This is a genomic window from Ursidibacter arcticus (assembly GCF_009761375.1).
GTDB lineage: Bacteria > Pseudomonadota > Gammaproteobacteria > Enterobacterales > Pasteurellaceae > Ursidibacter > Ursidibacter arcticus.
The window spans coordinates 1-14,944 of the sequence record NZ_LEKM01000011.1 but is presented as its reverse complement, the minus strand read 5'-3'; the positions used below and the strand labels follow the sequence as shown (position 1 = coordinate 14,944).

The window sequence follows — 14,944 nt, the reverse complement described above, 5'->3', positions numbered from 1 at the left end:
ACAAAATAAAATCTGTTATTTTTCAATTGGTTATAACTTTTCTTGTAGGGACGCCACGCTGGCGTCCGAATGAAAAAAGACTTTGTCAATAATCTGATTAGTATTTCATACTAAACCCAATTTTGGTAAAGCCCTGTTATTTTACAGGGCTTTCAACTTTCTAAGCGGTAGGATTTACTGAATTTTTTGCAAATTTTCGGTAAAATCCCACCGCTTATTATTTTAATTCGTTTAAATATGTCAAAACCACTTGCTATTTTTCTAATGGGGCCTACCGCATCAGGTAAAACCGATCTTGCCATTAAACTACGCCAAACATTACCCGTAGAAGTCATTAGTGTTGATTCTGCCTTGATATATAAGGGAATGGATATTGGCACAGCTAAACCAAACGCAGCAGAATTAGAACTTGCGCCCCATCGTTTAATTGATATTCTCGATCCTGCTGAAAGCTATTCTGTGGCAAACTTTCGTGAAGATGCTTTACGAGAAATGGCAGACATTACGGCTCAAGGGAAGATTCCTTTGCTAGTTGGTGGCACAATGCTCTACTATAAAGGCTTATTGGACGGCTTATCACCTTTACCTTCCGCTAATGCTGAAATTCGTGCGGATATTGAAGCAAAAGCAGAGAAACTAGGTTGGGCTTCTCTCCACCAAGAATTACTCAAAATTGACCCAACTTCAGCTCAACGAATAAACCCGAATGATAGTCAAAGAATCAATCGAGCTTTAGAAGTGTTCTATCTCTCAGGCAAAACAATGACAGAATTGACTGCTCAACAAGGGGAAAGTATTCCTTATGATATTATGCAATTTGCCATTGCCCCACAAGAGCGAAGTGTATTACATCAACGTATAGAACAACGTTTTCATAAAATGATTGAGTTAGGCTTTGAGCAAGAAGTACAACGTCTCTTTGAACGCAAAGATCTTCACCCTGATTTACCTTCTATTCGTTGTGTTGGCTACCGTCAGATGTGGGAATATTTAGCAGGCGACATCAATTTAGATGAAGCTATCTATAAAGGAATTTGTGCAACTCGCCAATTAGCCAAACGTCAAATCACTTGGTTAAGAGGTTGGACGAGTGAGGTCGAGTGGCTTGATAGCTTGGATCCACAAGGTGCTTATACAAAAATGATCGAAAAATTGGAGCAAAAGAGAAATAATTTATGATAAGATTGGCTTGCCTTCGGCAATACACAATAATAAAACAATAACTAGAAAGGACTACACAATGGCAAAAGGTCAATCACTCCAAGATCCATACTTAAACGCACTACGTCGCGAACGCATTCCTGTTTCTATTTACTTAGTAAATGGTATTAAATTGCAAGGTCAAATTGAATCTTTCGACCAATTTGTGATTTTATTAAAAAATACAGTAAGCCAAATGGTTTATAAACACGCGATTTCAACGATCGTACCAGCAAGAGCAATTGCTCATAACAACAATAACAACTCAGCACAACCACAACAAACAGTGGTAGAAACGGCTGAAAAAGCGGAATAATTCAACATTACTACGTCAAATTTTTACTCGGAGCCAAACGTGGAACATTCTACGTTTGGCGATTTATTGCCAATAGAAGAATCGGCAATATCTAATCCAGCGGTTAATCATAAAGATACCCCAAGTAAAGAACGGGCAATTTTAGTCCATCTCTACCTTTCCCAAACAAAAGACACCGAAAATTTACTGGAATTTCAAACATTAGCCGAATCTGCTGGTATTGAAATTGTTGCTACTCTAACAACATCTCGCTCAGCTCCCCACATTAAATATTATGTAGGTCAAGGGAAAGCCCAAGAAATTGCTGATGCTGTTTCTCAATTCGGTGCAACGGTGGTATTAGTAAACCACCAGCTAAGCCCAGCACAAACAAGAAATTTACAATCACTTTGTGATTGTCGGGTGGTCGATCGTACAGGACTCATTTTAGATATCTTCGCACAACGTGCGAGATCTCACGAAGGTAAACTCCAAGTTGAACTTGCACAATTACGCCATTTATCTACCCGTTTAGTACGTCGTTTAGGTAATCAAGATCAACAAAAAGGCGGTGCTGTCGGCTTACGAGGGCCAGGGGAAACCCAACTTGAAACAGACCGCCGTTTAATTAAAGCTCGTATCCAACAACTGCAAAATCGCTTAGAAAAAGTTAATAAACAGCGTAATCAAAACCGTAAAACACGACAGAAAGCAGATATTCCTACTGTTTCTTTGGTCGGCTACACCAATGCGGGTAAATCGACACTGTTTAATGCAATTACTGATGCTGGCGTATATGCAGCCGATCAACTGTTTGCGACTCTTGACCCCACTTTACGCCGTATCGAAGTACAAGACGTCGGTACGACTATTTTGGCTGATACAGTTGGCTTTATTCGCTTTCTTCCCCACGATTTAGTTTCTGCATTCAAATCCACCTTGCAAGAAACGACTGAAGCAACATTATTACTACACGTCATTGATGTGTCTGATGAACGTAAGAATGAGAATATTGACGCCGTTAATCAAGTGCTTGATGAAATCAATGCCCTTGATATTCCAACTTTATTAGTATTCAACAAAGTCGATAAATTGGCAGGTATTGAGCCACATATTGAATATCAAGATGACGGAAAACCAATAGCTGTCTATTTATCTGCTCAAAATCAACAGGGGATTGAACTACTTTTTGAAGCAATGCGAGCTCGACTGAAAAATGAGTTGGTATCAGAAAAAGTATTACTACCCAATACTGCTGGGCATATTTACACCCAATTCCGCTTGCACAATTGTATTCAGCAAGAACAATTTAATGAATTTGGTGATCGTTTAATTACCCTTGAAGTCGATAAAATTCAATGGCAAAAGTGGTTAAAACAATACCCTGAGCTTTTAGAATATATAGAGTTTGCAAAGTGGATGGACTAATAGAGCAATAGATTCCCAACTATTTTGCTTATTACACTCCATAGTTTCGTTATATCTAATAAAAAAGCCCGAATTTTCGGGCTTTTTATACTTTATAATAAATTATTCTGCTGCTTCTTGAGCCGCTACTTCAGGACGCTCAACAAGCTCAATATAAGCCATTGGAGCGTTATCGCCTGCACGGAAACCACATTTTAAAATACGAGTATAACCACCCGCACGTTGTGCAAAACGTGGACCTAATTCATTGAATAATTTAGCAACTGTTTCAATGTTGCGTGTACGAGCAAAAGCTAAACGACGATTAGCTACGCTATCAACTTTTGCTAAAGTAATTAACGGTTCAACTACACGACGTAACTCTTTCGCTTTTGGCAATGTAGTCTTGATGATTTCGTGACTAATTAAAGCACTTGCCAAATTACGGAACATCGCTTGACGATGGCTACTGTTACGGTTTAATTGACGTCCACTCTTACGATGGCGCATAACCTATTCCTTCTAAGAAAATCTAAACCTAAAACTAGTCTTCAGCAATACTTGCTGGTGGCCAGTTCTCAAGGCGCATACCCAGTGATAAACCACGAGAAGCGAGAACATCTTTGATCTCTGTAAGTGATTTCTTACCGAGATTTGGTGTTTTTAATAACTCAACTTCTGTACGTTGTACTAAATCACCGATATAGTGAATTGTCTCTGCTTTCAAACAGTTAGCAGAACGAACTGTCAGCTCTAAGTCGTCTACTGGACGCAGAAGAATAGGATCAAATTCCGGTTTTTCTTCTTTAACTTCTGGCTGACGAACATCACGCAAATCAACGAATGCAGCTAACTGTTCTGCTAAAATCGTTGCAGCACGACGGATGGCTTCTTCAGGATCTAAAGTTCCATTAGTTTCCATCTCAATAACGAGCTTATCTAAGTCTGTACGCTGTTCTACACGCGCAGCTTCTACATTATATGCAATGCGATCTACTGGGCTAAAACGAGCATCAACTAATAAGCGACCGATTGGGCGATCATCATCTTGTAAATGTACTCGAGCAGATGCTGGTACATAACCACGACCACGTTGAACACGGATACGCATACTAATAGATGCGTTCTTATCCGTTAAATTACAAATTACGTGTTCTGGATTTACAATTTCTACATCACCATCGTGTGTAATGTCTGCTGCAGTTACAGGGCCAATTCCAGATTTAGTGAGAGTCAAAATAATATCATCTTTATTTTGAACTTTTACCGCTAGACCTTTAAGATTTAACAACACCTCAAGAATATCTTCTTGAACGCCTTCTTTGCTGCTGTATTCGTGTAATACACCATCAATTTCTACTTCTGTAACTGCACAACCAGGCATAGACGAAAGTAAAATGCGACGAAGTGCGTTACCTAATGTGTGGCCAAAGCCACGCTCTAACGGCTCTAATGTCACTTTGGCGTGAGTTGAACTAATTTGTTCAATATTCACTAAATGTGGCTTTAAAAATTCTGTCACAGAACCCTGCATTTTATCCTCTCTTTGCTTTTAAGCGCTATTTATTATTTAGAATAGAGCTCAACGATCAGATGTTCATTAATATCTGCTGATAGATCAGAACGTTCAGGAGTACGTTTAAATACACCTTCCATCTTTGTAGCATCAACTTCTAACCAAGTTGGTTTCTCACGTTGAGTTGCTAATTCTAATGATGCTTTAATACGTGCTTGTTTTTTAGATTTCTCACGAACAGCAATAACATCATCAACAGAAACTTGATAAGAAGGAATGTTTACAACACGTCCGTTTACCACAATAGATTTATGGCTTACAAGCTGACGAGCTTCAGCACGAGTTGCAGCGAAACCCATACGATAAACAACGTTGTCTAAACGACCTTCTAACAATACTAATAAGTTCTCACCTGTATTGCCTTTTAAGCGGTTAGCTTCTTTATAGTAATTACGGAATTGACGTTCCAAAATACCATACATACGGCGAACTTTTTGTTTCTCACGAAGCTGACTACCATAGTCAGATAAGCGAGGTTTACGAGCACCGTGTTGACCTGGTGCTGTATCAATTTTACATTTTGATTCGATCGCGCGAACACCTGATTTAAGGAATAAATCGGTACCTTCACGACGGCTTAGCTTGAGCTTTGGACCCAAATATCTTGCCATTTTCTTTCTCCAATTATTCTAACGTCAATTATACGCGACGTTTTTTCGGTGGACGACAACCGTTATGTGGAATCGGAGTCACGTCAGTAATATTCGTGATACGGAATCCTGCTGCATTTAATGCACGGATTGTTGATTCACGACCTGGACCCGGACCTTTAACCATAACTTCTAAATTCTTTAAACCAAACTCTTTTACAACTTCAGCACAACGTTCTGCTGCAACTTGAGCTGCAAATGGTGTTGATTTACGAGAACCACGGAAACCTGAACCACCCGCAGTAGCCCAAGCTAGAGCATTACCTTGACGGTCAGTAATGGTTACGATTGTATTATTGAAAGATGCGTGGATATGCGCTACGCCATCTGCGATCTGTTTTTTTACACGTTTACGTGCACGAACTGGTGTTTTAGCCATTTTATTTATCTACTCCGATTATTTTTTGATCGGTTTGCGTGGACCCTTACGAGTACGCGCATTAGTCTTAGTACGTTGACCACGTACTGGTAAACTACGACGATGACGTAAACCACGGTAGCAACCTAGGTCTAAAAGACGTTTGATGCTTAAAGTTACTTCACGACGTAAATCACCTTCGACAGTAAATTTACCAACTTCTTCACGCAGTTTTTCAATCTGCTCTTCAGACAATTCTCTGATCTTCACATCTTCAGCAATACCCGTTGCAGCGCAGATCGCTTTTGCACGAGTTTTACCGATGCCATAAATAGCAGTTAGTGCGATTACGGTATGTTTTTGATCAGGAATGTTAATGCCTGCAATACGGGCCACTATGCACTCCTATTTAACTAAAGTTATTGATATGCTGATCTTGAAAAGCCCGTTTCAGGATACTCAAACAGCATATCAGGACGAAATGAGCTGAGCAGTATAACCGCTCAGCTGGTTCTTTGCAAGAAAGAATATCAATTAACCTTGACGTTGTTTATGTTTAGCGTCGCTACAAATTACGCGCACTACGCCTTCACGTTTAACAATTTTACAGTTACGACATAATTTCTTAACTGAAGCACGAACTTTCATTGCTTATCCTTTTTCTATCAAAGGGCTATTGCCCTAAGCCTTTCAAATTGGCTTTCTTCAACACAGAATCATACTGTAAAGACATTAAATGACTTTGAACCTGTGCGATGAAATCCATAATAACTACCACAACGATCAATAGTGAAGTACCGCCCAATTGGAAAGATACTTTCCATACTGATGTAATGATATAAGGAACCAAACAAACAAAAGCAATATATAACGCACCAATTAAGGTTAAACGCGTCATTACTTTATCAATATAACGAGATGTTTGCTCGCCTGGTCGATAACCTGGTACAAACGCACCTGATTTTTTCAAATTATCCGCTGTATCACGAGGATTATACTGCATTCCAGTATAAAAGAATGCGAAGAAAATTACAGCAGCTGTAAATAAAATGATATATAAAGGCTGACCTGGTTGTAATAACTGAGATATATCAAATAACCATTCAAATTTTTCACTCTGCCCAACCCATTGACTAATACTCGCAGGGAATAGAATAATACTAGAGGCAAAAATTGCTGGGATTACACCAGCCATATTAACTTTTAATGGTAAATGAGATGATCTTGCAGGTGCCATCATTCTTCCTTGTTGGCGACTTGCATAATTTACAACAATTCTTCTTTGTCCTCGTTCAACAAATACTACAAAATATGTTACTGCGAACGCAATTACAGCAATTAGTAATAAAACAAGAGGCGAAATCTCTCCTTGACGCGCCTGCTCAATCGTTTGTCCAATTACTGACGGAAGGTCAGCTACAATCCCTGCAAAGATAATTAATGAGATACCATTCCCAATGCCACGTTCTGTGATTTGCTCACCTAACCACATTAAGAACATTGTACCTGTTACTAAACTAATTACAGAAGTTGTATAGAATAAGAAACCAGGATTAGGAACTAATCCTTGAACCATATTCGGTAGGGCAAATGAAATACCAAAAGACTGAATTAATGCTAGTCCTAACGTTGCGTATCGCGTATATTTGCTAATTTTACGTCTGCCTGCCTCACCCTCTTTTTTGAGTTCCATTAAAGCAGGATGGATCGCTGTCAATAATTGAATAATAATTGACGCAGAAATATAAGGCATAATACCTAAAGCAAATATAGATGCTCTACTTAGAGCACCACCAGAGAACATATTAAACATATCAATGATGGTGCCTTGCTGCTGTCGAACTAGCTCGGATAATACAGAAGCATCAATACCAGGCACAGGAATAAAAGAACCGATACGGAAAACGATTAAAGCTCCTAATACGAACAATAATCTAGATTTTAATTCACCAGTTCCTTTTTGAGTATTACCTTGATATCCTGGTTGTTTAGCCATTTACTATTCCTCGATAGAACCGCCAGCAGCTTCGATAGCAGCTTTTGCACCTTTAGTTACACCTAAGCCTTTAATTACTACTGCTTTTTCAATTTTACCAGAAAGAATTACTTTAGCTGATAAAACATCTTTAGTAACTACATTAGCCGCTTTAAGAGCATCTAAAGTAACAATATTACCATCTACTTTCGCTAAATCGTTTAAGCGAATCTCAGCCACGTGTAATGCTTTTAGAGAAGTAAAACCAAATTTTGGTAAACGACGGTATAAAGGCATTTGACCACCCTCGAAACCACGACGAACACCGCCGCCTGTACGAGATTTTTGACCTTTATGACCACGACCACCAGTTTTACCTAAACCAGAACCGATACCACGACCAAGACGTTTTTCACTATGCTTAGCGCCTTCAGCTGGGGATAGAGAATTTAAACGCATTCTATTACTCCTCAACTTTAACCATATATGAAACTTGATTGATCATACCACGTACTGCTGGTGTATCGATCAATTCTACTGTGTGTCGAATATGACGTAAGCCTAAGCCTTTTAACGTTGCTTTATGCTTCGGTAAACGAGCAATTGAGCTACGTGTTTGAGTTACTTTAATTGTTTTTGCCATATTCAATTACCCCAAAATTTCTTCAACGGTTTTACCACGTTTAGCAGCAACCATTTCTGGTGATTTCATATTAGCAAGTGCATCAATAGTAGCACGAACAACGTTAATTGGGTTTGTTGACCCATAAGCTTTTGATAATACGTTATGTACACCTGCAACCTCTAATACTGCACGCATAGCACCACCAGCGATGATACCAGTACCTTCGCTTGCTGGTTGCATAAATACGCGAGAACCAGTATGAGAACCTTTAACAGGGTGTTGTAATGTACCTTCATTTAAAGCTACATTAATCATATTGCGACGAGCTTTTTCCATCGCTTTTTGGATAGCTGCTGGAACTTCACGAGCTTTACCATAACCAAAACCAACACGACCGTTACCATCGCCCACTACTGTTAAAGCAGTGAAACTCATAATACGACCACCTTTTACGGTTTTAGACACACGGTTAACCGCGATTAGCTTTTCCTGCAGTTCACCAGCTTGTTTTTCGATGTTTGACATCTCAAATTCCTCTATTAGAACTGAAGACCAGCTTCACGAGCAGCATCTGCTAATGATTGTACACGACCGTGGTATTTGAAACCTGAACGATCGAATGCAACCGCTTTAATACCTTTAGCTAAAGCGCGTTCTGCAACTAATTTTCCAACTACTGCTGCTGCGTCTTTATTACCAGTATATTTAACTTGCTCTTTAATTACTTTTTCAACAGTTGAAGCTGCTACTAGTACTTCTGAGCCATTAGGTGCAATAACCTGCGCATAAATATGACGAGGTGTGCGATGCACAACCAGACGGGTTGCACCTTGCTCTCTCATTAAATGACGTGCACGGCTTGCACGACGGATACGAGCTACTTTCTTATCCATAGTGTTACCTTACTTTACTTTTTCTTCGCTTCTTTTGTACGTACAACTTCATCAGAATAACGTACACCTTTACCTTTATAAGGCTCTGGACGGCGATATGCACGAATATCTGCTGCTACCTGACCGATTAACTGTTTGTCAGCACTCTTAAGAATAATTTCTGTTTGAGATGGACATTCACCAGTTACGCCAGCTGGCAACGTATGTTCAACTGGGTGTGAGAAACCTAAACTTAAAGCAACCACGTTACCTTTCATTTGTGCTCTATAACCAACACCAACTAATTGCAATTTCTTAGTAAAGCCTTCAGTAACACCAATAACCATAGCATTAACAAGTGCACGTGCAGTACCTGCTTGTGCATCTGCATTTACAACACCTGCTTTAGGTGCAAAAGTTAATACGTTAGCTTCGTAATTTACTTCAACTGCATTATGAATTTCACGAGATAACTCGCCGTTTTTACCTTTAACTGTTAATAGCTGACCGTTGAGTTTAACTTCAACACCGGCAGGAACATTAACAGGTGCTTTTGCAACACGAGACATTCTTCCTACCCCTCTATTATGCTACGTAACAGATAATTTCACCGCCTAGACCTGCTTGACGTGCAGCTCTATCGGTCATTACACCTTTAGATGTAGAAACAACTGCGATACCTAAACCACCCATTACTTTTGGTAATTCGTCTTTACGTTTATAAATACGAAGACCAGGGCGGCTTACGCGTTGGATACTTTCTACAACTGGTTTGTTTTGGAAATATTTTAAAGTGATTTCCAATTCAGGTTTTGAACCTTCAACAACTTTGAAGCTCTCAACATAACCTTCTTCAGCTAAAACGCTTGCAATAGCAACTTTTAACTTAGATGAAGGCATACTGATTGCAACTTTATTCGCAGCTTGACCGTTACGAATACGGGTCAGCATATCTGCGATTGGATCTTGCATGCTCATGTATTTACTCCCATGATTCCAAATTAAAAGAGGTTATTACCAGCTTGCTTTCTTAAGGCCTGGAATTTCGCCGCGCATTGCAGCTTCACGAACCTTAATACGGCTTAAGCCAAACTTACGAAGTACGCCATGTGGACGACCAGTTTGACGGCAACGATTACGCTGACGACTTGGGCTAGAATCACGTGGAAGTGTTTGTAATTTTAAAACAGCATCCCAACGCTCTTCGTCTGAAGAATTTACATCAGAAATAATTTTCTTTAATTCTTCACGTTTCGCGTAAAATTTATCAGCTAATTTCGCACGTTTTACATCACGTGCAATCATTGATTGTTTTGCCACGATAACCTACCTTATTTACGGAATGGGAAATTGAAAGCCGCTAATAAAGCTTGACCTTCTTCATCAGTTTTCGCAGTTGTGGTGATAGTAATATCTAAACCACGAACACGATCTACTTTATCGTAGTCGATTTCTGGGAAAATGATTTGTTCACGAACACCCATACTGTAATTACCACGACCATCGAAAGACTTCGCATTTAAACCGCGGAAGTCACGAGTACGTGGAACAGCGATAGTAATCAATCTTTCAAAGAATTCCCACATACGTTCACCACGTAGGGTTACTTTGCATCCGATTGGATATCCCTGACGGATTTTAAAGCCTGCAACAGATTTGCGTGCTTTTGTAATTAAAGGTTTCTGACCGCTAATTGCTGCTAGATCTGCTACTGCATTATCTAACAATTTTTTATCGGTCAATGCTTCACCCACACCCATATTCAGGGTTATCTTTTCGATTCGTGGGACTTGCATGACAGATGAGTAGTTGAATTTAGTTTTTAATTCATTAACTACTGTATCTCTGTAGTAATCATGCAGTTTCGCCATCGCATTACTCCAGTTAATTAAATTGTTTTCTCGTTAGATTTGAAGAAACGTACTTTTTTACCTTCTTCGAATCTAAATCCTACACGGTCAGCTTTGTTTGTTTCAGGGTTGAAAATTGCAACATTAGAAACATCAATCGCAGCTTCTTTTTTCACTAAACCACCTGCTTTACCTAAAGCTGGAACTGGTTTTTCGTGTTTAGTTACAATGTTGATACCTTCAACAAAAACTTTACCGTTTGGTAACACTTTAGTTACCTTACCACGCTTACCTTTATCTTTACCGGTAAGAACAATAACTTCATCGTTTTGACGGATTTTTGCAGCCATTACATTCTCCTTACAGTACTTCTGGAGCTAAAGAAATGATCTTCATAAACTTCTCAGAACGAAGTTCACGCGTCACAGGTCCAAAAATACGAGTACCGATTGGTTGCTCTGTGTTATTGTTTAAAATTACACAAGCGTTGCCATCGAAACGAATAACCGCGCCATCTGGGCGACGAACACCCTTCTTGGTGCGCACAACAACCGCTTTTAACACATCACCTTTTTTAACTTTACCGCGTGGAATTGCTTCTTTTACAGTAACTTTGATGATATCGCCAATAGCAGCGTAACGACGGTGCGATCCACCTAGAACCTTGATACACATTACGCTACGAGCCCCTGAGTTATCAGCAACATCCAGCATAGTCTGTTCTTGGATCATATTAGTGCTCCGTTAAAATAAAAAACACCCTTTCGGGACGAACCTATTTGCCCTATGCAAATAGGTTGTGGATTATATCGCAAAGCGAACACCAAGATCAACCGAAATTTGAACATTTGAGCAACTACAATGATTTGTAAAATTTTGCTAGAAAAAGACCGCTTGTATTACGACAAGCGGTCAGTTTTCAATATAGATTTACTATTTTATTTGTTTAAAAAGTCTGGAAGCTCAACCTAACTTCCTATTATATCTTACCATTGATACATATAACCCGCACCAACAGTTGATTTACGTTGTGTATCAACACCTACAGATAGTTTAATAATATGTTTCGCATTATCAGATGCTCGTGAATATCCAACAGCAATTGCACTCTGTCCGCTGCGATGACCAACACCCACACCAACACCTGATTTGCCGGCTAACATTACTTGAGGGATATTAGCCATTGCAGCAGTTGATGCAATACCTGCATCTGTGCGTTTTTGGTTTTTTTGCATCTTATTCTCAAGGTTGTCAATACGTTTGTTGATTACATTTCCTTGTTGGTTTAGCTGATGGATATTAACAGTATCTTTTGGTGCTGAATTTTTTTGTTCAATGGCTTTCGCTAACGCATAAAGTTGCGAACCATTAATTGCATCCGTTGAATCTTCAGAAACACGACCGGCTGCCACATTAGTAATTTGACGCTCTTCACCACTACCACCTACACTGACTACTGAAGTGGGATTACTACCTGCAAAGTGATAAGTTGTACCCTCAATTTCAATGCTTTCCGTTGGATGAGCTTTTCCTGGCTTTGAATTTGCACCTAAAACAACTGCACCATTAAAACCATCACCAACGGTAATGTTAGAGCCAATTGCCACAACATTATCTGAAGCAACAGTATTATTTGTACCAATAGCAATAGATTCTTTACCAGTTACAGATGTATCACGCCCAATCCCAATACCATCATTTGATGTTACAGTTGTATTTGTTCCCATTGCAATAGAATCATCACCCGATGCAAATGCATTCGAGCCATAAGCCTGAGAGCGTAAACCCAAATCTTTTAAACCTGTGCTAGCTAATTCCTGATTCAGATCATCTAACTCTCTTTTTTTCTGAATTTGCTCTGTTGCTAAATTATCTTTTTCGGTTTGATTGTTCGCCAACGCTTGTTCTTTTTCAGTTTTTAAATCAACTGCAGATTGTTCTGTTGGCGTTAAAGCTAAATCATCAATTTGCCTATTAATTTCATCAATCTCACTTTGTTTATCGTTAACCGCTTTTTCAGATTTCTCAACTTTAGATTTAAGCTCCTCAGCTGCTGTTATGACATTTTTAATTACTTCATTACGTGCATCATAAAGTTTTAATTTACTTGAATCTTCTGTTAATTCTTTAGCAGTTTCAACCGCATATTGATTAAATAGATCAACCGTAGATTCTTTTAAATCCACTTTGATATGTAGACAATCTTACAATTCATTACAAAAAACCAACCGCTTGGTAAGTGTTCAAACTAAGTTACCAAGCGGTTGGTTTGTTTATTCTATTTACAATTTCATTTACTCTAAAGTAATCGCATCTTTAATCTTCTTCAAGGCTTGGTTCTCAAGCTGGCGAACACGTTCTGCGGAAATATTATATTTTGCAGCAAGTTCGTGTAATGTTGCTTTTTCTTCATCAAGCCAGCGAGTTTTAATAATATCTTGGCTACGTTCATCTAACTGTGCGAGAGCATAAGCTAATTGAGCCGTTGCTTGTCCATTGTGTTGCTCATCTTCCAAATCATCTGCAAAATTAGAAGTATCATCTTCAATATACATTGATGGAACATAGGCTTCATCACTATCTTCACCAACAGGCAGATCAAACGCCATATCTTGCCCTGTCATTCGAGATTCCATTTCTTTGACATCATCGGGCGATACACCGAGTTCTTCCGCTACTTTTTGAATTTCTTCTTCATTAAACCACGCTAAACGTTGTTTATTCTTTCGCAAATTGAAAAATAATTTACGCTGTGCTTTGGTCGTTGCGACTTTTACAATACGCCAATTACGCAACACATATTCGTGAATTTCGGCTTTTACCCAATGCACCGCAAAGGAAACTAAACGTACCCCCACTTCAGGATTAAAACGTTTTACCGCTTTCATTAAACCGATATTCCCTTCCTGGATAAGATCCGCTAAAGGTAAACCATATCCCATATAGCCACGAGCAATATGTACAACAAACCTTAAATGAGAAAGGATTAACTGTTTTGCTGCTTCTAAATCTTCATCATAGTAGAAACGTTCTGCGAGTTCTTTTTCTTGATCGGCTGTAAGCATCGGATATTGATTTGCCATACGAATATAGCTATCTAAATTCCCTTGTGGAACAAGCATTGTATTTGATAGAGCCTTATGATCGGTTTCATCACTGCCATCTATCAACTCCACTTCTTCTGGTTCAATCACTTCAATATCGTCATCAGGTAGTTCTTGATCTGGTTGCTGGTTCATTACTTTCTCAATCTATTAAAAAAACAGTTTGATTATCAAACTGCTAAAAAGTTTATAGATATTACCTTTTTATCAAGTAATTGCCAAATATCAGTACAAAGGTAACCGTAAAATACAAATAGTTGCTCACAACTATACAAGATAATCGTAAGCAACTATTGCTATTTACCTGAATTGTGCCGAAAAGATCCGTCCTTCAGGGCGGAGATGTAAGGCACAAACGGCATAGCCGTTTCAAACCTAACTAATCGGGTGTTTGCTGTTGCTCAATGTATTGGCGAATAATCGAATGGTGTGTCTAATTTCAGTTTCTTTTTTCATAGACCAAGTGTAGAATTTGGTAAAAATTACATTCTAAACCTTGTCAATGCAACTACGCAAAGCCTTTAAGTTCGAGATAATGCCAAATGGCGAGCAAATCCGCAGAATTAAACGGTTCTGTGGCTGTTCTCGTTTTGTGTTCAATCGAGCATTGGCTTGGCAGAGTGAGCAGTACGAACAAGATAAAACATTTAAATTTAGCTATTCGAAACTCACTGCATTGCTTCCACAATGGAAAAAAGAGCTACTTTGGCTCAAAGAATGCCATTCTCAAGTACTTCAACAATCGTTAAAAGATCTTGAAAGTGCGTTCAAAAACTTCTTCCAACAGCATGCAGATTTCCCGAAATTCAAGAAAAAAGGCTTAAAAGAGAGCTTTCGCTTTCCGCAAGGTTGTAAATTAGAGCAACAAAATAACCGCTTGTATCTCCCGAAAATCGGTTGGGTTCGCTATCGCAACAGCCGTGATGTGGTAGGTGAGATTAAAAACGTAACGGTTAGCCAAAAGTGCGGTCGTTTTTTTGTCAGTATTCAAACCGAATTTGAATACGAAATCCCAACCCACAAAGGCGGAGA

General features: G+C 39.0%; 23 protein-coding genes. 4 read left to right on the top strand and 19 right to left on the bottom strand.

Annotation, left to right across the window (positions count from 1 at the left end):
- Positions 1-237: 237 nt before the first annotated feature.
- From miaA to hflX, 3 genes are all read left to right on the top strand, one after another.
- Entirely contained in the window at positions 238-1,179 is a 942-nt protein-coding gene (gene miaA, locus A1D25_RS00315; RefSeq protein WP_157393732.1) for a tRNA (adenosine(37)-N6)-dimethylallyltransferase MiaA, read from the top strand.
- 61 nt (positions 1,180-1,240) lie between these two features.
- Entirely contained in the window at positions 1,241-1,516 is a 276-nt protein-coding gene (gene hfq / locus A1D25_RS00310; protein WP_157393731.1) for an RNA chaperone Hfq, read from the top strand.
- 72 nt (positions 1,517-1,588) lie between these two features.
- Positions 1,589-2,923: a ribosome rescue GTPase HflX gene (hflX, locus tag A1D25_RS00305; RefSeq protein WP_457410132.1), complete on the top strand. Its 1,335-nt coding sequence runs from the start codon at positions 1,589-1,591 to the stop codon at positions 2,921-2,923.
- A 102-nt stretch (positions 2,924-3,025) separates the two neighbouring features.
- Here hflX and rplQ read toward each other — a convergent pair whose 3' ends face one another.
- From rplQ to rpoH, 19 genes are all read right to left on the bottom strand, one after another.
- Positions 3,026-3,412 carry a 50S ribosomal protein L17 gene (gene rplQ, locus A1D25_RS00300; protein WP_157393730.1) on the bottom strand — a complete coding sequence of 129 codons (387 nt, stop codon included), beginning with the start codon at positions 3,410-3,412 and terminating at the stop codon, positions 3,026-3,028.
- Positions 3,413-3,446: 34 nt separating this feature from the next.
- Positions 3,447-4,436, bottom strand: a complete 990-nt coding sequence (locus A1D25_RS00295; RefSeq protein ID WP_157393729.1) for a DNA-directed RNA polymerase subunit alpha — start codon at positions 4,434-4,436, stop codon at positions 3,447-3,449.
- Between the two features lie 32 nt (positions 4,437-4,468).
- A complete protein-coding gene (rpsD, locus tag A1D25_RS00290) occupies positions 4,469-5,089 on the bottom strand; it encodes a 30S ribosomal protein S4 (protein WP_123957321.1) in 621 nt (206 codons plus the stop codon).
- A gap of 28 nt (positions 5,090-5,117) precedes the next feature.
- Positions 5,118-5,507: a 30S ribosomal protein S11 gene (gene rpsK / locus A1D25_RS00285; RefSeq protein ID WP_123957322.1), complete on the bottom strand. Its 390-nt coding sequence runs from the start codon at positions 5,505-5,507 to the stop codon at positions 5,118-5,120.
- Positions 5,508-5,525: 18 nt separating this feature from the next.
- Positions 5,526-5,882 (bottom strand): 30S ribosomal protein S13, encoded by a 357-nt coding sequence (gene rpsM, locus A1D25_RS00280; RefSeq protein ID WP_005599322.1) that lies wholly within the window; start codon positions 5,880-5,882, stop codon positions 5,526-5,528.
- 138 nt (positions 5,883-6,020) lie between these two features.
- On the bottom strand, positions 6,021-6,134 hold the full coding sequence (gene rpmJ, locus A1D25_RS00275) for a 50S ribosomal protein L36 (RefSeq protein WP_123957323.1): 114 nt from the start codon (positions 6,132-6,134) through the stop codon (positions 6,021-6,023).
- Positions 6,135-6,159: 25 nt separating this feature from the next.
- Positions 6,160-7,482, bottom strand: coding sequence for a preprotein translocase subunit SecY (gene secY, locus A1D25_RS00270; RefSeq protein WP_157393728.1), 1,323 nt, complete (start codon positions 7,480-7,482; stop codon positions 6,160-6,162).
- A gap of 3 nt (positions 7,483-7,485) precedes the next feature.
- A complete protein-coding gene (rplO, locus tag A1D25_RS00265; protein ID WP_157393727.1) occupies positions 7,486-7,920 on the bottom strand; it encodes a 50S ribosomal protein L15 in 435 nt (144 codons plus the stop codon).
- 4 nt (positions 7,921-7,924) lie between these two features.
- The gene (rpmD, locus tag A1D25_RS00260) at positions 7,925-8,104 is read right to left on the bottom strand and encodes a 50S ribosomal protein L30 (RefSeq protein ID WP_005599315.1); all 180 of its coding nucleotides are present in this window, start codon (positions 8,102-8,104) and stop codon (positions 7,925-7,927) included.
- Between the two features lie 6 nt (positions 8,105-8,110).
- Positions 8,111-8,611, bottom strand: coding sequence for a 30S ribosomal protein S5 (rpsE, locus tag A1D25_RS00255; RefSeq protein ID WP_005625147.1), 501 nt, complete (start codon positions 8,609-8,611; stop codon positions 8,111-8,113).
- A 14-nt stretch (positions 8,612-8,625) separates the two neighbouring features.
- Positions 8,626-8,979 carry a 50S ribosomal protein L18 gene (gene rplR, locus A1D25_RS00250; RefSeq protein WP_157393726.1) on the bottom strand — a complete coding sequence of 118 codons (354 nt, stop codon included), beginning with the start codon at positions 8,977-8,979 and terminating at the stop codon, positions 8,626-8,628.
- A 14-nt stretch (positions 8,980-8,993) separates the two neighbouring features.
- Positions 8,994-9,527 (bottom strand): 50S ribosomal protein L6, encoded by a 534-nt coding sequence (gene rplF / locus A1D25_RS00245; RefSeq protein WP_157393725.1) that lies wholly within the window; start codon positions 9,525-9,527, stop codon positions 8,994-8,996.
- A 16-nt stretch (positions 9,528-9,543) separates the two neighbouring features.
- Positions 9,544-9,936, bottom strand: a complete 393-nt coding sequence (gene rpsH / locus A1D25_RS00240) for a 30S ribosomal protein S8 (RefSeq protein ID WP_005705955.1) — start codon at positions 9,934-9,936, stop codon at positions 9,544-9,546.
- Positions 9,937-9,972: 36 nt separating this feature from the next.
- Entirely contained in the window at positions 9,973-10,278 is a 306-nt protein-coding gene (gene rpsN / locus A1D25_RS00235) for a 30S ribosomal protein S14 (protein ID WP_157393724.1), read from the bottom strand.
- Between the two features lie 11 nt (positions 10,279-10,289).
- A complete protein-coding gene (gene rplE, locus A1D25_RS00230; RefSeq protein WP_157393723.1) occupies positions 10,290-10,829 on the bottom strand; it encodes a 50S ribosomal protein L5 in 540 nt (179 codons plus the stop codon).
- 17 nt (positions 10,830-10,846) lie between these two features.
- Positions 10,847-11,158, bottom strand: coding sequence for a 50S ribosomal protein L24 (gene rplX / locus A1D25_RS00225; protein WP_157393722.1), 312 nt, complete (start codon positions 11,156-11,158; stop codon positions 10,847-10,849).
- A 10-nt stretch (positions 11,159-11,168) separates the two neighbouring features.
- The gene (gene rplN / locus A1D25_RS00220) at positions 11,169-11,540 is read right to left on the bottom strand and encodes a 50S ribosomal protein L14 (protein WP_005711998.1); all 372 of its coding nucleotides are present in this window, start codon (positions 11,538-11,540) and stop codon (positions 11,169-11,171) included.
- Positions 11,541-11,794: 254 nt separating this feature from the next.
- Complete coding sequence (locus A1D25_RS00215; RefSeq protein ID WP_157393721.1) at positions 11,795-12,994, bottom strand: YadA family autotransporter adhesin; 1,200 nt, start codon at positions 12,992-12,994, stop codon at positions 11,795-11,797.
- A gap of 108 nt (positions 12,995-13,102) precedes the next feature.
- The gene (gene rpoH / locus A1D25_RS00210) at positions 13,103-14,047 is read right to left on the bottom strand and encodes an RNA polymerase sigma factor RpoH (RefSeq protein WP_157393720.1); all 945 of its coding nucleotides are present in this window, start codon (positions 14,045-14,047) and stop codon (positions 13,103-13,105) included.
- A 367-nt stretch (positions 14,048-14,414) separates the two neighbouring features.
- On the opposite strand from rpoH, the gene A1D25_RS00205 reads away from it, so the two are divergent.
- On the top strand, positions 14,415-14,944 hold a 530-nt coding region (locus tag A1D25_RS00205; RefSeq protein ID WP_157393719.1), incomplete at its 3' end, for an RNA-guided endonuclease InsQ/TnpB family protein.